The sequence below is a fragment of the Parabacteroides sp. D25 genome, assembly GCF_000307475.1.
Lineage (GTDB): Bacteria > Bacteroidota > Bacteroidia > Bacteroidales > Tannerellaceae > Parabacteroides > Parabacteroides distasonis.
Genome location: NZ_JH976504.1, coordinates 39,237 through 59,298, shown reverse-complemented (window position 1 = coordinate 59,298; position 20,062 = coordinate 39,237). Strand labels below are relative to the sequence as shown.

Genomic DNA, 20,062 nt, shown 5'->3' with positions numbered 1-20,062 from the left:
TGCCAATATAATCATTCATTTCTTCCCGCAAATTTTGCGTATGGACTCTCCGTGCAGCTCAATTCTTGCGGCTTGGTGAGTTATTCTGTCCATGACTACGCCGGCTATTGTCTTCTTGCCGATGACATCATACCTGTTTTTGACCGGCAATTGTGATGTAATCAGTGTTGATTTCTTACCATATCGGTCTTTGATGATGTCCATCAGATGCATTCTGCTTCCGTTGTCCAACGGCTGCAAGCCGAAATCATCCTGTATAAGCATATCCGTCCTTTCTATCTTTTTCAGCTCCTACAGGATGCTACCTTTTACCTTGGTGGCCTTCAACTGCCCTAAAAGTCTGGAAGTATTGGCATACAGCACTTTCAATCCTTTCTGGCAGACTCTGTATCCCAAGGCTGTGGTAATGTAGCTCTTTCCTGTACCGGAGCTTCCCATGACAAACAAGTCGCACGCCTCCTTGACAAATCTTGTTCATGCTGATTGATTTATTGGGAATACTATCTGTTTTGTCTATTTAATAGATTAATGTAGAATTATGAACTGATTCTGTAACTCTTTTAATGTTTTTTGGGGTGGGGCAATTTAAATTGGATTTTGGGGGACTCTTTAGATAGGATAATGGGGGGACAGTTTATACCAGATTTTCCACCTGTCAATACACAGAAGAATTTTCATTGTTTATTACCGAAAAATAGAAGCAGTCTCTACAAAAAAAGACTGCTTCTGCTTCATTTCTAAAACAAATCAAAAAACAAATATGCTCAACTATTAATCTTAATTTTCTTTTAAGAAACGGATGATAACACAGGTTTGTCTGATACGGAAAACAAGTGCTCACTAAGCGCCTTCAAAGCATGCACTTTATCTTCCGCTTTCATCACCAACGATACATTACTACTACTTCCGCCGTATGAAATCATCCGTACGGGAATATCTTTCAATGCATTGATGATGCGTGCCTCAAAACCGACATTTTGCCATTCCAGGTCACCAACAACACAAACAATCACCATATTCTTTTCGACTGTAATCGTTGCGTATTTCCGTAATACACCCACAATCTCGTCTATATGCTTGTCATCATCAATCGTTACGGAAACCCCGATATCGGAAGTGGTCACCATGTCCACCGGCGTATTGTAATTATAGAACGTATCAAACACGATGCTCAGAAAATGAGGTGTCGGTATCATATGGAGCGACTTGATCTTGACATACGTGATGTTGTCTTTGGCGGCAACAGCTTTGATCGCACCCTTTTCCGCCGTGTTCGAGATCAATGTACCCGACGCACTTGGCTGCAATGCGTTCAAGAGACGTACCGGTATGTTCTTTTCCTTGGCAGGCAGGATGCAAGTCGGATGTAGTATCTTGGCACCGAAATGTGCCAACTTAGCGGCTTCGTCGAAGTTCAACTGCCTAACAGGAGCGGTGTCATTGACAAACCGTGGATCGTTGTTGTGCATCCCATCAATATCCGTCCATATCTGTATCTCTTCTGCTTGGATAGCCGCCCCAATTAGAGAGGCGGTGTAATCGCTTCCTCCTCTTTCCAAGTTGTCAATGCTGCCGTAAGCATTCCGGCAGATGAAACCTTGCGTAATATATATTTCTGCCTCTTTGTTTTGCTCCAAAAGTGTATTTAGGTGTTTAGCGATATATTCCATGTCCGGTTCATTGTCCATTGTAATCCGCATGAAGTTCAACGCAGGCAATAAAACTACCTTCACTCCTTGTTCTTCCAGATAGCAGGTCATCAGAAAGGTTGATATTAGCTCACCCTGCGCCAAGATTTCCTTTTCATCGAACATGCTGAAAGGCATATTAGAGAAAGACCAGACATGTTGAGACCGTTCGAGCATGTATTGCATGGCTTTTTCCTTGTAGACATCGCTCCGGTATAATTCTTCTATATGATTGACATAAGCCTGCTCCAAGGAAGAAAGGACCGCATTGGCTTTTTCCGGATCTTTCTTATGGAAGCACTCAGATATCTCCACTAAAGAGTTTGTTGTCCCTGCCATGGCAGAGAGTACTACTATTTTCTGTTCCTGATCGCAAATGATTGATGCGACATTCTTGATCCGCTGGGCAGAACCGACTGAAGTACCACCAAATTTTAATACTTTCATTAGACTATCTGATTTTTGATTTTACTTTTTATACATTGAATCTGATCACGAACGTGCTACCTTTACCGACTTCGCTTTCGATACGGATCGTACCACCATGAGCTTCCACAAAGTCCTTGCTGATGGCAAGTCCCAAACCGCTACCTTGTACTTTTGTTCCCGGCACACGGAAATAGTGGTCGAAAATACTTTCGTGGTAACGCGAGTCAATGCCCTTTCCGAAGTCCTTGACATAGATCTCGACGGCTTTGTCGATCTGTCGTGCACCGATGATAATCCGTCCGTTCTCCGACGAATAACGGATGGCGTTCGATAACAGGTTGGTCACAACCCAAGCAATCTTCTCGCTGTCGACAAACAATTTGGCAATCTTTTCGGGATACTCCACTTCGATCTGACAGTTAAAACGCTCGGCCTGTACCCGGTTCGCCTTGATGGCATAGTCGATCAGTTCGATCGGTTTGGTAATCTTCGGATTCAGGTAGAGCTTACCGCTTTCTACCTGTGACATCTTCAACAATTCGCCAGTGATCTCCAGCAAACGGTCACTATTTTCCTTTATGTTCTTGGAAAGGCTCTCCTGTTCTGTATTCAGTTTTCCGATCCGATTGTCTTCCAGCAATCTCAGACTCATCATTATAGCTGATATCGGTGTCTTCAGTTCATGGGAGATCGTCGAAATAAAGGTTGTCTTTGCAATATCTTTTTCTTTAAATTCGGTCACGTTCTTCAACAGGATCACATCCCCGACATACTTACTCTCCAGTCCAGTCTGCCTGTTAACGTTGATCGGGATGTATTTTACTTGAAAATAGCTTTCCTTGTTGTCTGCGTAGATTTTCAACGGATCCTTATTGTCATCGGGATGTACCAACTGGCGGATCAAACGGCGCAGCAGATCATTTTTTAACGCCACTTCGGGAGCCGGTTTGTCGATAATGTTTTCCCGTGTCAAATTCAAAACAGTCAAAGCCTCGTCATTGACAAACAAAATCTTCCGTTCCTTACTCAAGCCTATGATAGGTTCTGCAATGCTGTTGATAATTGTTTCTATATATTTTTTCCCTTGCAGGATATCTTCCAGCGAACTGTTCCTGTATTCGGCCAAGCGCTCGGCCATCTCGTTGAACAACGTGGCTATTTCCTTAAACTCCGGTTCATTGCCCAAATTGAGCCGTTTGCTGTAATTGGCATTGGTGATTTCCTTGATGCCATCCGTCAATTTCTGGATCTGTACGCTGACCGAGCGTGGCAGGCGAGCCAGAAAGAGGAAGGCGATCACGATACAAGCAATTCCTACCGTCCAGATCCAAAAGAGAGACCTTTCCGCCGTATGGACAGCCACTTCATTCTTTTCATAAATGGCAGACATATTGACTGCCATAATGGTATAAATCGTCTGGCGTATCTGCCGAATCGATTCATCATCCATGTCATCCAACGCCTTTTCACAGTTCGAACTTAATCGGTTGGTTAGTACGTCTTCATCCTTCTCTGTCAGATTTTTTTTCTGAGCTTCCAACCCGGCCTCAAACTCTTTTCGAGCATTCGGATTTTCCCGAATGGCATCCAGTGACTCGAGCATCTGACGGGAATAAAGGAGTGAATTATAATTATCCGCTAGGATATTCTGCGTGTCATCCGATACATTATGAATGTTTTTTATAGCCAATCCACCTAATAAAGTGATCAGGACAAATAAAAGTCCTATCCCATAAGTCAACTTTGTTTTTATATTCATATTCATGGAAGGATTTTTATGCTAATATTATTAAATCAATGCCTAATTGAGCCAACTCTTCTAACATGTTCCGATAGTGGACCATCGCAAGGATAGCGGAAGGATATTTTAAAGCTGGTCGTCCGATACATAGCGTACTGATTTGCTTTTCTTTACAAGCCTGTACGATCGCATCCGTTATATGTGGGGATTGCACTTGAATGATTTCTCCTCCAAGTTCCGTTGCCAACTTGAAATGGTTAAGCAAATGCCTTTGACTTGCCAACGGAATCCTGTCGGAACTTTCTCTTGGGGTTTGTACATACAGTACAAAAAACTTGGAATTATATCGGGTTGCCAACCGTGCGACTTTCCGTATGATCTTACGGGGAGTTTTCTCATTACTGCTGATGCAGGCCATAAACCTTTCGTGGCGTACGCCGAGATTCTCTGGAATGGTATTCTCCACTTTTTTTTCTACCCGCAAAGCTACCTCTTTCAATGCCAACTCCCTAAGCTGAAGAATATGTTCAGCCTTAAAGAAATTATTTAATGCTGTTTGTATCTTATCGGGTTTGTATATTTTTCCGGCTTTTAACCGAGCCAGCAGTTCGTCAGCAGTAAGGTCTATGTTGACCACTTCATCAGCCTGCTCCAGTACGATATCAGGAATACGTTCCTTGACCTCAATGCCAACCACGTCCTGCACCATCTCGTTAAGTCCTTCTATATGCTGAATATTGACCGCCGTGATCACACTGATACCGGCATCCAGTATATCCATGACATCCTGCCAACGCTTTTCGTTCTTACTGCCTTCGACATTGGTATGAGCCAATTCGTCAACGATGACAACTTCAGGATGGATACTGAGAATCGACTGCAAGTCCATCTCTTCGATCTCTTTTCCTTTATAAAATATCTTGCGGCGGGGGATGATAGGCAATCCTTCCACCAATGCCTCCGTCTCGACTCGCCCATGTGTTTCTATATAACCGATCTTGACATCGATACCGCTTTCCAGTAATTGGTGGGCATCTGATAGCATCCGATACGATTTACCTACACCGGCAATCATGCCGATGTAGATTTTAAAATTGCCACGACGAGACTTTTTCAACAAATCTAAAAAATGTTGTACACTTTGTTCTCGGTCCATGCGTATTATTATATCAAGGTCTTAAAGAAATTCCCAAGACAAGATGGGCATCCTCCATGCGAGGGTTCCAAATTGCCTGTGTAAAAATAGGTAATGAGAAAGAATCCGTGATTTTGATATCTTTCGTTGCTTTCAATGCAACATTCGTTACTGCAAATCCACTATTTACATCACCTCCATACGTAGTTATTCCCGCATCATACGGAAGAACACCACAAGTTGCATTCAGATCGACGCCCTTCACTGTGAATGGAAAATTCAACTCCACATAAGAAGAATAGTTTTGGTTTCCATTTTCATCTTTGTCTTGACCGGCAAACATGAAATTCCAGGCGATAGACAAAGGTAACTTCTCAATAGGCAAAGTGTAAGCCAAACCTGCTTCAAAATGGTGATCTGTTTCATGGCTTTTGAAGTTAAAATAACGGCAAGAGCCTTGCCCTGCCCACCATAAGCTAGCGACAGATAATGTAGGACCAGCTGATCCGAATGTATACGCTGCCGTTAAATCTATCTCTTTAGCCGCAGGCATAGATGTAGAGTTTGCTCCCTGAAAATCGGTAGATCCCCAGGCTGTCAAAGAGAAATTACCTACCCCCAGTGATAGTGTCGGCTGGAAGCTAGCACCAGTCTGGTAGAAACCACGCCAAATATAGGAACTTACCAAATCTCCCTGCACAGAAAAACTTACTTTACCATCCTCTTCCTGTGCATTAGCCAACGTAGAAGATGCCATTGAGAATACAATTGCCAAGGCTGCTACTTTTTTTACGAATGATTTCATAACCTAAATCTAATTGACTTATTAAAATTTGTTATTTGTTATTTGATGCTTGATCAAGCGCAACATTTAATTTCAATACATTTACTTTCTCCATTCCGAACATACCCAATAACGGTTTCTCAACATGAGAATTGACGATACCCATGACCTTTTCTTCCGACCATCCACGAGCGTCCGCTACACGTTTGGCCTGTACATAAGCCGCTTTCGGTGAGATATGGGGATCCAAACCGGAACTGCTGGCTGTGATGATTTCAGCCGGAACTTTTTCACGGGTTAGGTAAGGATGATGAACCAAGAATGTATCAATACGTTCTTCCAACAAAGCTAAATGTTCTTCATTGGAAGGTCCCTTGTTACTACCTGCCGAACTGGATGCATCGTAACCATCACCAGCATGGGAAGGACGTCCCCAGAAATAAATATCTTGCGTGAAATTCTGACCAACGTTGGCGGCCCCCACTACTTTTCCATTCAATGTAACCAGTTCAGCATTACCTTTATTCGGTCCTGCCACTTGGGCAAACAACCACAAAACGAAGATGTAGAAAACACTGAAGAACAAACAAAATGCAATTGTCAGTCTTAATGATTTAAAAAGATTTGATATCATAATGAATTATTGTTTTATTTTCTTAACCTTCCTCCTATCTTCATACAGAGGGAGGAAGGTTTTTAATATTGATTTTACTTTTACATGAATAAACTTACAATCATATCTATCAACTTGATACCAATGAACGGGGCAATTACACCGCCCAAACCGTAGATCAGCAAGTTGCGACGAAGCAATGCGGAAGCACCGATCGGTTTATAAGCCACACCACGTAATGCCAGAGGGATCAGAATCGGGATGATGATCGCATTAAAGATGATCGCACTTAGGATCGCTGATTCCGGACTGTGCAGGTGCATGATGTTCATCGGGGCCAATGCCGGGATCGTAACCATGAACAGAGCTGGTACGATAGCGAAATACTTGGCCACGTCGTTAGCGATACTGAAAGTAGTCAGCGTACCGCGAGTCATCAGCAACTGTTTACCGATTTCGACAATCTCGATCAGTTTCGTTGGGTCGTTGTCCAAATCAACCATATTACCAGCTTCCTTGGCAGCCTGCGTACCACTGTTCATTGCGACACCAACGTTTGCCTGAGCCAAGGCCGGGGCATCGTTCGTACCGTCCCCCATCATGGCGACCAGCTTACCGTTTTCCTGTTCCTTACGGATATAGTTCATCTTGTCTTCCGGTTTGGCTTCGGCGATATAATCGTCTACACCGGCTTTTTCAGCGATATATTTTGCGGTCAACGGATTATCACCGGTTACCATTACCGTCTTCACACCCATCTTACGCAAACGTTCAAAACGTTCTTGGATACCCGGTTTGATGATATCCTGTAACTCGATCACACCAATGATGAAATCATCCTGTGAAACAACCAGCGGAGTACCGCCGTTACTCGTGATCTTCTGAACCAAATCGGCCACCTCTTTCGGATATTTGTTGCCGGCAGCCTCACTCATCTTACGAATAGCATCAAAAGCTCCTTTACGGATGCGAGTACCGTTTGCCAAATCCACTCCTGAACATTTAGTTTCTGCCGTAAACTTGATCATCTTTGATCCGGATGTATTCAGATCATGTACACGTACACCTTTTTCACGTCCCAATTCCACGATTGACTTACCTTCGGGTGTATCGTCTGAAAGAGAGGACAGTAGACAAGCTTGTACAAAAGAGTGTTCGTCAATGCCGGATACCGGATAGAACTGGGTTGCTTTACGGTTACCGATCGTGATCGTACCGGTCTTGTCGAGCAGCAAAGTATCAATGTCACCGGCTGTTTCAACCGCCTTACCGGATTTGGTGATCACATTAGCAGACAACGCACGATCCATACCGGCAATACCGATGGCAGATAACAAACCACCGATCGTAGTCGGGATCAAACAAACGAACAAAGAGATAAAGGCCGCGATCGTAATCGTCGTGTTGGAATAATCAGCAAACGGTTTCAAGGTACCGCAAACAACAACGAATACCAATGTAAAACCTGCCAGCAAGATTGTCAAGGCGATTTCGTTCGGAGTTTTCTGGCGAGAAGCGCCTTCCACCAAGGCGATCATCTTATCCAAGAAACTTTCACCCGGTTCGGTCGTCACTTTCACCTTGATCTGGTCGGACAATACTTTCGTACCGCCTGTTACAGAACTCTTGTCTCCACCCGCTTCACGGATCACCGGAGCAGATTCACCTGTGATGGCGCTTTCATCGATAGAAGCCAGACCTTCGATAATTTCACCATCGGAAGGAATCGTGTCGCCGGCTTCACAAATAAAGATGTCGCCTTTCTTCAACTGAGAAGAACTGACCGTTTCAATCTTGTTACCGACACACAATTTGGCAGGAGTTTCTTCCCGGGTCTTACGCAAACTGTCGGCCTGTGCCTTGCCTCGTGCCTCTGCAATCGCCTCTGCGAAGTTGGCGAAAAGCAACGTGGCGAACAATATAATAAACACTAAGATATTGTAACCGAAAGATCCTTGTGTCGTATCACCGGTGGTAGCCGCCCAAATCGTAACAAACAACATGACGAATGTCACCACCTCCACGATAAACATGATCGGGTTACGGAACATCATCCGCGGATTCAACTTAATGAATGATTGCTTCAAACTTTCTATAACGAGCTTCTTTGGAAATAAAGAAGCAGTTTTGTTATTTCTCATCTTCTTAATCTGTCAATTAGTAAATACTAAAATATTCGGCGATCGGGCCTAATGTTTGTGCCGGGAAGAATGACAAGGCAGCAACGATGACGATTACGAAGAATGTCATCACACCGAATGTAACCGTATCAGTCTTTAATGTACCCGCACTCTCCGGAGTGTACTTCTTGTTTGCCAAAAGACCTGCAATAGCTACCTGTCCGACAATTGGCAAATAACGTGAAATGATCAGTGCCAAACCGCAAGTGTAGTTCCAGAAATAGGTATTGTCGCCTAATCCTTCAAAACCGGAACCGTTGTTAGCAGAAGAAGAAGTATATTCATATAACATTTCACTGAAACCATGGAAACCAGGGTTGTTCAACCAGCCACCCTCGCTCTCTACGAATTCAGGGGCATATACCCATACGTAGGAAGAGATAGCCGTAAAGATCAAAATCACGAATGGGTGAGCCAACGAAACGATCGTTGCAATCTTCATTTCTCGGGCTTCTACCTTTTTACCTAAGAATTCCGGCGTACGTCCGACCATCAAACCGCTGATGAATACGGCTATAATCAAGAATGCATAGTAGTTCATGAAACCTACGCCGACACCACCAAACCATGTATTGATCTGCATGTTCAACATCTCCACCATACCAGAAAGAGGCATTGTACTGTCGTGCATACCGTTAACGGAACCATTAGAGGTGACGGTCGTAGTCACAGACCACAAAGCGGTTGCGCCCGGACCCAGACGGGTTTCCTTACCTTCCATAGCACCGCAAGACTGGTCAATACCCATCTCGTCGATTTTCGGGTTACCTGCCATCTCATAGTGAACGTTACAGAATACCCCCAAAAGATAAGCAAACAGCATCACACCATAGATCACATAACCTAACTTTTTACGTTTCAGATAAAATCCCAAAGCAAATACCAATGCCATCGGAATGATCAGAATAGACCAACATTCTACAATATTGGTCAGGTAAGTCGGGTTTTCCAATGGGTGAGAAGAGTTTACTCCGAAGTAACCACCACCATTCGTACCTAACTGTTTAATCGGAACGATTGCAGCTGTAGGACCTTGTGAAACAGTTTGTTCAGCTCCTTCCAATGTCGGGATTGTCATTTTGGAGTCAAAGCCCATCGGCGTACCTTGTATGATCAGGATGAAACCCACGATCAGAGACATCGGGAAAAGGATACGTGTACAGCTGATCACTAAATAGTGCCAGAAGTTGCCGATTGTTTTAGTTGTTTTGGCGGCCATCGACTTCATAATTCCAGCCATGGCAGCCATACCTGTTGCAGCAGTGATGAACTGGAACAACATGATGACGAACAACTGTGTAAAATAAGTCAAACCGCTTTCTCCGCTATAGTGCTGCAAGTTACAGTTAACCATGAAACTAATACACGTGTTGAACGCCAAATCTGGACTTTGTCCGCTGTTCCCATCAGGATTCAAAGGAAGATATCCTTGCGATACCAACAGGATCATACCCCAGAAGAACCAAAATACGTTTATAATAAGCAGAGATTTCAAGAATGCCTTCCAATCCATCTCTTCATTGGGGTTGATACCCGCCAGCTTGTAAATAAATCTTTCAATTGGAGCCATGAAACGCATGCAGTCGTTTCCCTCCTTATACACCTTGGCGATATGCTTTCCCAGCGGGTAACTGATAACCAGCAGCAGCAATATCTGCAATGCTACACCTAAAATTTCTGTATTCATCTTTTCACTTAAAAAAACTAATTACCATTAAAACTTTTCGGGCTTAATTAGGACATACATCAAATACCCGAAGATCAATAAGCAAAGTATAAACAGTGCTAAAAACATAATTTAATTCTCCTTTCTTACATTAAATTTTCTCAAACCAGTCCACACACTTGAAGAAAAACCAATAGCATGCTACACCGGTAGCACACAAGAACAAAAATGATAACGTATCTTCCATACTTGTCTTTTTTAATTGTTAATACTATTTATTTGTTTTCCACCCTACTATATGCCAAAGCTGTGCCAAAAAATCGAGTTCTTGCACAATGCATTGTTTATCAGCTATATAATCAAAAAATAATATTATTATGTAATATGCTCAATCCTTTTCAAAAGGAAAAAGATATTTTCATTTTGAAAAGGTATATAAAAAAGGCAAGCTGCCTGTTTTAGGTAACCTACCGGGTATGCAAGAACAAAGTGTTCCACATTATAGTCCATAGGCTTCCATCTTCCTATAAAGTGTGGTTAAGCCTATCCCAAGAAGACGAGCTGCTTCGGGTTTGTATCCGTTGGTATGTTGGAGAACTTTCTGAATGAGGTGTTTTTCAACGCTGATTAGGTCCAATTCAATATTATTCCCGTATTTTCAGATAATTAACATTTCCTTTCCATGGACATCGTTTTATGGCTGCCATATATTTTTTATGATCACTTTAAATCTCACCAAAATCTTTAGATATCTGCCCTGCACAGACAGGCTTCCAACAATCGAAATTTCTTTTTTTAGCTAAAATCGTGTTATTGATTATAGGCAATTCGCAACTTTCGCTGATATATAAAATAGCATGTCCCTGAGCTGTTGTTTTCAATTGTTTTCTTAATGTGTTCCAAGCTTCTGTATCAGAAATAAAATATTGCGATGCGGTAGACTCCGTTTCATACACCAGTTTGTATTCATTCAGCACCAATTCATTTTCCTGATTTGTCTTCTTTTGAGGATAGCATAAATAGGCAATTCCTGTCAAAAGGATGATTCCTGTAAAAGTATTCAGCAGATATTTAAAATAATAATCATTTTCGAAGAAATAGAATTCATTGATGCTACCACATATACATACGCTAGCCACTAACAGTAATATTACCGTTATCCGTTGCTTCAAAAAGTTCATCCGCATATTCTTTTTCATTTGTATCCTAATTTTTGAAATCAAATCCTTTAAATAAGCCGTGAATAAATTATATCCACGGCTCAAAAAGAAAAAAACAATTCAAATCTTTACATAATGAATGGAGAAAAAGATTTTGGTACACATAAAACAACTTTAATTGCAATAATATATAATATGAAACTTATATCCTTCTATGGGCAACCAAATACTTCTTGCAAGGCCACCATTTTTCAATCCTGTTTTTCAAAATGAAAAAATATCCAAAAACACCAATCCAGCTTGTTACTAGTAACAGAACGATAATCTTGTTTTTGATCCTTTGAGGAACATCTTTTTTTATTAAATTGCTGATTGCCCATACAGAGGCAAGCGAGCCTAACTGATAAATAAAAAATACCATTTTGTTTCTTTGTTGTTCTACATTGTTTCTTATAGCAGACAACCGAAGATGAATATTAATGATACTTTCTTCGGAAATCTAAACTGATAAAGATAATGCCAAAATCAGACCAATTTAAGAACAATAAACATAAATCGCTATATATCAATCGATTAAAAATACCAATTCTAAATTGAAAGTAAAAAAAACCAACTAAAATGAAAAACACTTTTTCATTTTGGTAATATTACTTAGGCTTCCCTATTTGCAAACATCTGTTTATCAATAACAAATACAAATTGGTATGGATTTTGCTTTGTGTTGTATATAATATTTCAAATATGAGATTATTTATCATTTCGAATAGGTTGCCTGTAAAAGTTACACGTTCCTCCGATGGAAAATTTGTTTTTTCACGGAGCGAAGGAGGGCTGGCTACAGGTTTGAAGTCATTGGACGTTGATTGTGAAAAACATTGGATCGGTTGGCCTGGCGTCTGCGTAGAACAAAAGACGGAAAAAGATGACATTTGCAGTCAATTGGAAAAAAATAATTATCATCCGGTATTCTTATCCGACAGGCAGTATGAAAATTACTACGAAGGATATAGCAACAGTACCCTATGGCCCCTCTGTCATTACTTTTTTGCTTATACGTTATATAAAAAGAACTTTTGGGAATCATATAGGGAAGTCAATGCTGTTTTTTGTGAAGAGATATCGCGGATAGTTGAACCTAATGATTGGGTTTGGGTACAGGACTATCAGTTAATGCTGTTGCCGGGCATGCTCCGTGAGAAGTTTCCCAACCTTCATATCGGGTATTTCCACCATATTCCGTTTCCTTCACATGAACTTTTCCGGATTCTGCCCGAAAGGGTCGAGATCCTGAACAGACTTTTGGGAGCCGACTTTGTCGCTTTTCACATTCACGATTATATGCGTCATTTCATCAGTGCGACGGAACGCGTCCTTCATAAGAATTTCAATCTGGATGAAGTTCAAATGAATGATCGTGTAACCCGTGTGGATGCATTACCGATGGGGATAAACTATGATCTTTATCACAATGTGATAGCTGATGACAAAGTCCACCACGCAGTAGAGAAAACACGACTTCTATTTGGAGATCATAAGTTAATCATATCGGTAGACCGACTGGATTACAGCAAAGGAATATTGCACCGTCTTTACGGATTCGCCTCTTTTTTGAAAAATCATCCGGAATATCACGGGAAAGTGACATTGGCGATGGTTATCGTCCCCTCTCGCGACCATGTAGGCAGTTATGCCGAATTGAAAACCAAAATAGACGAGGAGATCGGTTCTATCAATGGAACTTACTCTACCATGAATTGGACTCCGGTATGTTATTTTTATCACGGTTTCTCTTTTGAGGAATTGGTAGCGATGTATTATGTTGCCGATATAGCCTTGGTAACCCCTTTGCGCGATGGTATGAATCTTGTGGCAAAAGAGTATGTCGCTACCAAACAAGATAATCCGGGGGTACTCATTTTAAGTGAAATGGCCGGTGCTTCGGTTGAATTGTCTGATGCTTTATTGATTAATCCAAACGACACGGACCAGATCGAACAAGCCATTTGCCGTGCATTGAAAATGCCATTGGAGGAACAAAGAGAAAGGCTTCAGCGAATGCAAGCCATCCTTTCGGTTCAAACCGTAAACAAATGGGCTGCGGATTTCATGAGAGAATGGCGGCAGACCGCAGAGAAAAACAAACGATTACAAAAGAAAAAGATCTCCGCACAAGACCAGAACGAAATCAAAACATTATATGACCAAGCGAAAAAGCGCTTGATTTTGCTGGATTACGACGGAACATTAACTGCATTCAAAAATCATCCGGAAGATGCAGTTCCAACACCTGCATTACGAGACCTGTTACAGCGTTTTTGTTCCGACTCTCGGAATCATGTAACCATTAATAGCGGGCGGGACCACTATACATTGGAGAAATGGCTGGGAGATCTTCCTCTGTCTTTTGCCGCCGAGCATGGTGCATTTTACAAGGAAAAAGGCGCATGGCATAAAAACATAGGCAATCGAGAGTGGGATTCGGAGCTATTGTTTATTCTAAATTTGTTTGTAAGCAAAACCCCGTACTCTCATCTTGAGACAAAAGAAGCTGCTCTTGCCTGGCATTATAGAGAATCGGACGCCTGGCTGGGAGAGCTGAGAGCGCAACAGCTAACAAAGGCTATAATGCCTGTTTGCCTGAAAAAGGGATTACAAATCATGCAGGGCAACAAAGTCGTGGAAATAAAATCTCCAGAATGCACAAAAGGTTCGGAAGTAGATCGCCTATTATTGGCTTCCCGCTATGATTTTATACTAGCAATGGGAGATGACACGACGGATGAGGATATGTTTCGGGCTCTTCCAGTATCCGCCATAACAGTTAAAGTTGGAATTGTATCTGAAAAAGCCAAATACAATCTGTCCTCGCAGGAAGAAGTATTGCCTTTTTTGGAAGAACTGTCGGGTGAAGGTGTTAGTTACGGAACGACTTCCAAAAGCATAAAAGGTCAACTGAAAGCCACCGTTGATTTTTTTAAAGGATTGTGGACAAATAAAAAATAATTTTTATGGACAAGTTAAATTACGGAGTAATAGGAAATTGCTGCACTGCGGCTTTGATTTCGGATAAAGGCAGTATAGATTGGTTATGTTTCCCTAACTTCGACTCACCTTCCATCTTTGCATCATTGCTCGATCGGGAGAAAGGGGGATATTTCGGCTTCGAGGTTTCTCCGGATTATCAAATATCGCAATCGTATGTTCCTCATACAAATATTCTTTCGACCAACTTCGTATCAGAAGAAAATGAATTTGCCGTTGTAGATTTCATGCCTTGTTACCATCTGAGCGATGCGAGCAATTGTTATCGTCCGGCAGAGATCTACCGATATATCCGCAGAATCAAAGGTACTCCCCGTTTTAAAATCAACTATGAGCCGGCTCCGGACTATGCCCGTGGAAAGACAATTTTCAACACGACCTCGGAATATATAGAGACCTACTCTACTTCTAACAGCAAAGATAGGCAATATCTTTATTCCTCACTACCTTTGCACAACATCTTGGAACAGAAAGAAATCGTACTGGCTAAGGACGAGTTCTTGCTACTTTCATATAACGAGAAAGTAATACCCGTCAACATTGAGCGTGAGAAACTGGAATACTGCCGGACGCTGGTTTATTGGTTGAATTGGACTGACCGAACCAAGAAGTTTACGGTCTATAACGATATCATTGAGCGAAGTCTCCTAGTTTTAAAATTGATGTCTTTTTATAATGGAGCCGTATTGGCGGCCATAACAACTAGCCTACCGGAAACGATCGGAGAAGTCCGTAACTGGGATTATCGTTTTTGTTGGCTGCGCGACGCCTCCATGTCCATTGAAACTTTGTTCCAGATAGGCCATGTGGAAGCCGCAAGGCGGTTCATGAGATTTGTCCAGTCTACTTTTGTTTCTCAACACGATACTTACCAGATCATGTACGGTATTCGCGGAGAAAGAAAATTGACGGAAGTTATTCTGGGACATCTTTCCGGTTATAAGAACTCACGACCCGTTCGGATCGGTAATGATGCTTACCACCAGCTTCAAAATGACTCGTTCGGCTATTTAATGGACCTGATCTACCAATACTATCGTTTGATGCCCGGTACATTGGACGAGGTGGAAGATATGTGGGAAATGGTAAAAAGTATCCTGACGAATGTGATGATTGACTGGAAAAAACCAGACAAAGGCATTTGGGAGATTAGAGGAGAAGGACAGCATTTTGTTTCCTCCAAAGTTATGTGCTGGGTCGCATTAGACAGGGGAGCTCGTATTGCAGATTTATTAAACAAACCGACATACCGGAGACGTTGGTCGGAAGAAGCGACCGTAATCAAAGAAAATGTCATGAAAAACGGTTGGAAAGAAGAGATGCAAAGTTTCTCGCAAACCTACGGTAATTCCGACCTTGATGCGTCCTTGTTGTTAATGGAACCGTACGGATTTATCGATCCGAGAGACATACGCTACCATAAAACAGTGCAAGCGATAAAGAATGCGTTACTTTATAAAGGGTTGATGTACCGTTATAAATCTCATGATGATTTCGGACTCCCCTCTTCCGCCTTTACTATTTGTACGTTCTGGCTCATCCGTGCTCTTTATGTCATTGGAGAAAAAGAAGAAGCACGTAGTCTGTTTGAGGAAATGCTTCATAATTCAAATCACTTGGGACTTTTCAGTGAAGACATTGATTTTGAAACCAAGGAGCAACTGGGGAATTTTCCTCAAGCATATTCCCATTTGGCACTAGTCAATACCGCTATATTGTTTTCGGAAGAGGACATACGACTGTCTTTTAAATAAACCTTCTGTATCTCTTTCATTTTGGAAATATTTTTTCACTATGAAAGAGATTTTATTCTATTTTTATAGGACAAAGCTCATAGGAATCAATATGGAAACGAATAATTTACTGGCCCCATTATTTTTTGTATTGATAGGGTTGATGGGAGGTGCGATTTTAAAATTCGGATTAAAAAAGATGCCTCTTCCTTACACGGTCGGGCTATTTGCCTTTGGATTATTGATCGGTACGTTTGACCGGATAGGCTGGTTGGAAAGCATTCCTATATTAAAATCATCGATCGATCTTGCCGGAAATGCTAATCCCGATATGATACTTTATATTTTTCTTCCGATCTTGATATTCGACGCTGCTTATGAACTGGACGTGCATATCTTTCGAAAAACATTGACAAATGCCACTATATTGTCCGTACCGGGTGTCATTATTGCGATGTTGCTGACGGCTGCCTTGATGATAGGGATCGGAACGTTCGCCCCTTCTTATGAAGGGTGGAACTGGACCTTTGCATTGATGTTCGGAGCCTTGATAAGTGAGACAGACCCAGTGGCCGTTGTCGCATTGTTGAAAGAGCTAGGCACCAGTAAACGTTTCTCGACGCTAGTCGATGCCGAGTCGATGCTGAACGATGGAACCGGTATTGTCCTTTTCATGCTGTTTTTCGGAGCCTATACCGCTACTGGTGTTTCGGATTCTCCCGTAGCGGACTTTATCATGGTCGTTGCCGGAGGAGCCCTGCTTGGTACGCTTTTGGCTTATTTGTGTATTCAATTTATCACAAAAGTAAATGGAGACGAGATGCTTCAAAACAGCGTGATGATTCTTTCCGCTTATATGACTTTTGTCATAGCGCAAAATTATTTGGAAGAATCGGGAGTAATCGCTTTGGTCGGTTTCGGTTTAACAGTCTCTTACATGGGCCGTCCGAGGCTGAAACCGCAGGTCAATAAATTCATGCGTCAATTTTGGGAATTGGCAGCACACATAGCAAATACATTGATATTCATAATTGTCGGTATCGTAATAGCATTGAAGGTAGACTTCTCATGGATGGATTTATTGATTCTTATCTGTGTATATGCCGGGATAAATATCATTCGTATATTAATAATAACCATATTTTATCCGATCATGAAACGGTCCGGATATGGCTTGTCGGTGCGAGAGTCCACGATCTTGAGTTGGGGAGGATTACGTGGTGCATTGGGACTAACGATGGCACTGATGGTATCGTATACCTTTTCGATACCAGAACCAATACGTCGGCAAGTACTTTTCCTTACGGCTGGGATTGTAACTTTAACATTGACAATAAATGCGACTACAATCGGTTGGCTTCTAAAAAAATTGGGATTGGCAGAGATACCGTCCTCCAAGCTTCTTTTGGATTATAGCGTAAAAGAACAGTTGTACGAAGGTTCTGAAAAATACCTAAAAGATTTGAAACAGAAGGAAGCGTTGGAAGCAACAGACTGGAGTATTGTCGAACAGTTTCTACCTCAAAAAGAAATATATCCGGAAATGCCTGTCCGTACCAAAGACGTAATGGCAGACATACGCCTACGAATCTTGGATAGAGAGCGCTCGCTCTATTGGAGCCTATACACAAACGGTGTCATTTCATCCGGGACGCAAAGACGTTTAAATGCCGCAATTGATGAACAATACGATCGAGACGGAAAGAAACCTCTATGCGACCGAGGCGATATTTTTGAATTCTGTGAGGAACCTTCATGGATAATCAGTATGAAGTTTTTCTCTCGTTTTTTCCAAAAATGGGCAGATATTTACTATCAAGACAGAATTATTTTAGGGTACGATTTGGCAAGGGGATTGATCATAGCCCAGAAAGAGTCCTTGAAACTGGTTAACGAGTTTGGCTCCTCGGAAACAGTCTCTACCGAATATGAAAGTTGCTTATCGCTTTTACAAGTCGAGATCCGTAAAAATATAACTAGAGCATCGAATTTTATCACAAAAATATCCATTGATTATCCTAAATCATATAAAGAGGCTGTGACTCGCAAGTCTGTCCGTATGTTATTGAGCAACGAAAAAAAGAGGATAGAACAATTCAAGGAACAGGGTTTGATTTCCCAAGAAGAAGCCGAGCAAATGGTAAATGAGTTGGGAGAACGTCATAATAAGTTTTTCACTTCTTACCAGTTCCTAAAATAGCGAAAAGAGAAATATGTCAGTCATCCTCAATAGATAATAACTCATCTAAAGCACCATTCATAATGTATGGTAAACACTGGCGAATCTTGTCTATAGGCCAATCCCACTATTTGAGGATCTTGTATAATGGTATTTAGATATACGGTTTGTTTATCTCCCGTACGTGGATATATTTTAGTCATCATCTTTCTTCGTTTTTTAGTAATGTTTCTTTTTCAAATAAAAAATAGATTGTGTAGCCAACAGAATTACAAAGACGTATTCCGCTGTTAAATAGATTGCGAGAGGAGCTTGCGTGTAGCGACATAACTAATAAAGATAAACCAAATATATGGTTGTTGTCGTAACTTGAAAAAGGAAAGTCATTTGTGTCTTTCCTGTTCCTCCGACAGCATTCAAATATACATAACCCGGTAAAGCGAAAGTGTAATTCAACAACATTACAACAAAAGGGGCAAAAGCTAATTGTATCAATAGTTCATTACTCGTATAAAAACCAATAATCCATCGATTACACAATAAAGCAATCGCAACCAAGGGAAATCCTATGGCATAACCTAATTTCAGAATTTTACTACAGATTGAAAATAGTGCCTTCCCTTCTCCCGCACCAATCGCATTACTGACTAATGAGCCTGTTGTAAGCGCAAAAGAATTCGCTATCACAAAAAATATAGCCGATACGCTCCGGGTTATATTGGAAATCGCTAACTCTATTTTTCCCAAATGTTCAATTGAAACGAAAAACAAGAACCAAGGGGCTACACTAATAAACGCATGAAGCATACTCCATGTTGATAACTTCAAGACTTTTATAAGTAAATTACCATTATAGACCGGCCTTAACCCATATTTTTCTTTATCCAATCGTATCCACATATAGAAGGAAAGCATCATAAAGGAGCCCATCTCTGCCAAAGAAGAGGCAATTGCCGCCCCCGAGATTCCTAATTCCCTAGTGAATATCAAATAAAAATTTAAAGGAATATTGATTAATACCGCTATGGCAGCAGCCCAAGATAGAGCTTTTGTATGCGTTATCCCCACTAAAAAAGAACGTATCGCTAAAAATGGGAATGAAAACAACAATCCAAAGCTACGCCAATCCAAGTATAGGATTACCGCTCGATAAATATCCGAGGAAACGATCAGCTTCTTTAATATAAATGGGGAAACCGTATGAATGAGAAGGTAAAGAAAGATAGCCAATCCCAAAAGGAAAAATAAGCCTTGAAAAAAGGTCTTGCCGGTTTCCTTGTAATCTTGCTCTCCATTCCTTCGAGCTACCATTACTTGCAACCCAATGCTAAACCCAAAACCAAGCATATAAATCGCCAAATAATAAATTCCGGCGATAGCGGACGCTCCTAATTCTATCTCTCCAACGTGGCCTAAGAAAACAGCATCCGTAATATTGATTAATTGTTCCATTAAGATGCTCATCATTACAGGAAAGTTGATGAGCCATATTTGTTTATATGTATAATTCATTGCTCAACTGTATAATAGTGCGATACAACATACCGCTTTTATGCAGTATGTTATTTCGTAATCCATAAAATAAAAGGATATAAAATCTCCGTGACAAATAAAGCTGTATCTGTCAAATAGCTGAATAGCTTTATTGGATAGGGCTAAAAGAAAAAACGGCTAAATAGACGTCTCTATCCAACCGTTCAAAAGATCTTCGC

General features: G+C 41.3%; 13 protein-coding genes and 2 pseudogenes. 3 read left to right on the top strand and 12 right to left on the bottom strand.

Going from position 1 to position 20,062, the window contains the following annotated elements; genetic code table 11:
• Positions 1–15: 15 nt before the first annotated feature.
• From HMPREF0999_RS22950 to HMPREF0999_RS12875, 11 genes and pseudogenes are all read right to left on the bottom strand, one after another.
• Positions 16–459: pseudogene (locus HMPREF0999_RS22950) on the bottom strand (ATP-binding protein); the annotation flags it as partial.
• Between the two features lie 329 nt (positions 460–788).
• Positions 789–2,135 carry an aspartate kinase gene (locus HMPREF0999_RS12915; RefSeq protein WP_008779450.1) on the bottom strand — a complete coding sequence of 449 codons (1,347 nt, stop codon included), beginning with the start codon at positions 2,133–2,135 and terminating at the stop codon, positions 789–791.
• A gap of 28 nt (positions 2,136–2,163) precedes the next feature.
• Positions 2,164–3,882, bottom strand: a complete 1,719-nt coding sequence (locus tag HMPREF0999_RS12910) for an ATP-binding protein (RefSeq protein WP_009276114.1) — start codon at positions 3,880–3,882, stop codon at positions 2,164–2,166.
• 10 nt (positions 3,883–3,892) lie between these two features.
• Entirely contained in the window at positions 3,893–5,014 is a 1,122-nt protein-coding gene (locus HMPREF0999_RS12905; protein WP_005858479.1) for a sensor protein KdpD, read from the bottom strand.
• 13 nt (positions 5,015–5,027) lie between these two features.
• The gene (locus HMPREF0999_RS12900) at positions 5,028–5,798 is read right to left on the bottom strand and encodes a hypothetical protein (protein WP_005858477.1); all 771 of its coding nucleotides are present in this window, start codon (positions 5,796–5,798) and stop codon (positions 5,028–5,030) included.
• Positions 5,799–5,829: 31 nt separating this feature from the next.
• Positions 5,830–6,411, bottom strand: coding sequence for a K(+)-transporting ATPase subunit C (locus HMPREF0999_RS12895; RefSeq protein ID WP_009276113.1), 582 nt, complete (start codon positions 6,409–6,411; stop codon positions 5,830–5,832).
• An 80-nt stretch (positions 6,412–6,491) separates the two neighbouring features.
• On the bottom strand, positions 6,492–8,531 hold the full coding sequence (kdpB, locus tag HMPREF0999_RS12890; protein ID WP_009276112.1) for a potassium-transporting ATPase subunit KdpB: 2,040 nt from the start codon (positions 8,529–8,531) through the stop codon (positions 6,492–6,494).
• Between the two features lie 16 nt (positions 8,532–8,547).
• A complete protein-coding gene (gene kdpA / locus HMPREF0999_RS12885) occupies positions 8,548–10,257 on the bottom strand; it encodes a potassium-transporting ATPase subunit KdpA (protein WP_005858471.1) in 1,710 nt (569 codons plus the stop codon).
• 27 nt (positions 10,258–10,284) lie between these two features.
• A complete protein-coding gene (locus tag HMPREF0999_RS23340) occupies positions 10,285–10,365 on the bottom strand; it encodes a potassium-transporting ATPase subunit F (RefSeq protein WP_080504992.1) in 81 nt (26 codons plus the stop codon).
• A 370-nt stretch (positions 10,366–10,735) separates the two neighbouring features.
• The gene (locus HMPREF0999_RS21980) at positions 10,736–10,873 is read right to left on the bottom strand and encodes a helix-turn-helix domain-containing protein (protein ID WP_227805569.1); all 138 of its coding nucleotides are present in this window, start codon (positions 10,871–10,873) and stop codon (positions 10,736–10,738) included.
• Between the two features lie 88 nt (positions 10,874–10,961).
• Positions 10,962–11,435 carry a hypothetical protein gene (locus HMPREF0999_RS12875; protein ID WP_009276111.1) on the bottom strand — a complete coding sequence of 158 codons (474 nt, stop codon included), beginning with the start codon at positions 11,433–11,435 and terminating at the stop codon, positions 10,962–10,964.
• Between the two features lie 702 nt (positions 11,436–12,137).
• Between HMPREF0999_RS12875 and HMPREF0999_RS12865 the strand changes: the two genes are divergently transcribed.
• From HMPREF0999_RS12865 to HMPREF0999_RS12855, 3 genes are all read left to right on the top strand, one after another.
• Positions 12,138–14,399 (top strand): bifunctional alpha,alpha-trehalose-phosphate synthase (UDP-forming)/trehalose-phosphatase, encoded by a 2,262-nt coding sequence (locus HMPREF0999_RS12865; RefSeq protein WP_009276109.1) that lies wholly within the window; start codon positions 12,138–12,140, stop codon positions 14,397–14,399.
• Positions 14,400–14,404: 5 nt separating this feature from the next.
• Positions 14,405–16,192, top strand: a complete 1,788-nt coding sequence (locus tag HMPREF0999_RS12860) for a glycoside hydrolase family 15 protein (protein WP_009276108.1) — start codon at positions 14,405–14,407, stop codon at positions 16,190–16,192.
• A gap of 91 nt (positions 16,193–16,283) precedes the next feature.
• Positions 16,284–18,371, top strand: coding sequence for a cation:proton antiporter (locus HMPREF0999_RS12855; protein ID WP_029257135.1), 2,088 nt, complete (start codon positions 16,284–16,286; stop codon positions 18,369–18,371).
• Between the two features lie 198 nt (positions 18,372–18,569).
• Here HMPREF0999_RS12855 and HMPREF0999_RS12850 read toward each other — a convergent pair.
• A pseudogene (locus HMPREF0999_RS12850) lies at positions 18,570–19,862 on the bottom strand (MATE family efflux transporter).
• Positions 19,863–20,062 lie beyond the last annotated feature (200 nt).

Coding starts and splice junctions, on each gene's coding strand:
- HMPREF0999_RS12915 (WP_008779450.1), bottom strand. CDS start 2,135: ATGAAAGTATTAAAATTTGGTGGTACTTCAGTCGGTTCTGCCCAGCGG.
- HMPREF0999_RS12910 (WP_009276114.1), bottom strand. CDS start 3,882: ATGAATATGAATATAAAAACAAAGTTGACTTATGGGATAGGACTTTTA.
- HMPREF0999_RS12905 (WP_005858479.1), bottom strand. CDS start 5,014: ATGGACCGAGAACAAAGTGTACAACATTTTTTAGATTTGTTGAAAAAG.
- HMPREF0999_RS12900 (WP_005858477.1), bottom strand. CDS start 5,798: ATGAAATCATTCGTAAAAAAAGTAGCAGCCTTGGCAATTGTATTCTCA.
- HMPREF0999_RS12895 (WP_009276113.1), bottom strand. CDS start 6,411: ATGATATCAAATCTTTTTAAATCATTAAGACTGACAATTGCATTTTGT.
- kdpB (WP_009276112.1), bottom strand. CDS start 8,531: ATGAGAAATAACAAAACTGCTTCTTTATTTCCAAAGAAGCTCGTTATA.
- kdpA (WP_005858471.1), bottom strand. CDS start 10,257: ATGAATACAGAAATTTTAGGTGTAGCATTGCAGATATTGCTGCTGCTG.
- HMPREF0999_RS23340 (WP_080504992.1), bottom strand. CDS start 10,365: ATGTTTTTAGCACTGTTTATACTTTGCTTATTGATCTTCGGGTATTTG.
- HMPREF0999_RS12875 (WP_009276111.1), bottom strand. CDS start 11,435: ATGAAAAAGAATATGCGGATGAACTTTTTGAAGCAACGGATAACGGTA.
- HMPREF0999_RS12865 (WP_009276109.1), top strand. CDS start 12,138: ATGAGATTATTTATCATTTCGAATAGGTTGCCTGTAAAAGTTACACGT.
- HMPREF0999_RS12860 (WP_009276108.1), top strand. CDS start 14,405: ATGGACAAGTTAAATTACGGAGTAATAGGAAATTGCTGCACTGCGGCT.
- HMPREF0999_RS12855 (WP_029257135.1), top strand. CDS start 16,284: ATGGAAACGAATAATTTACTGGCCCCATTATTTTTTGTATTGATAGGG.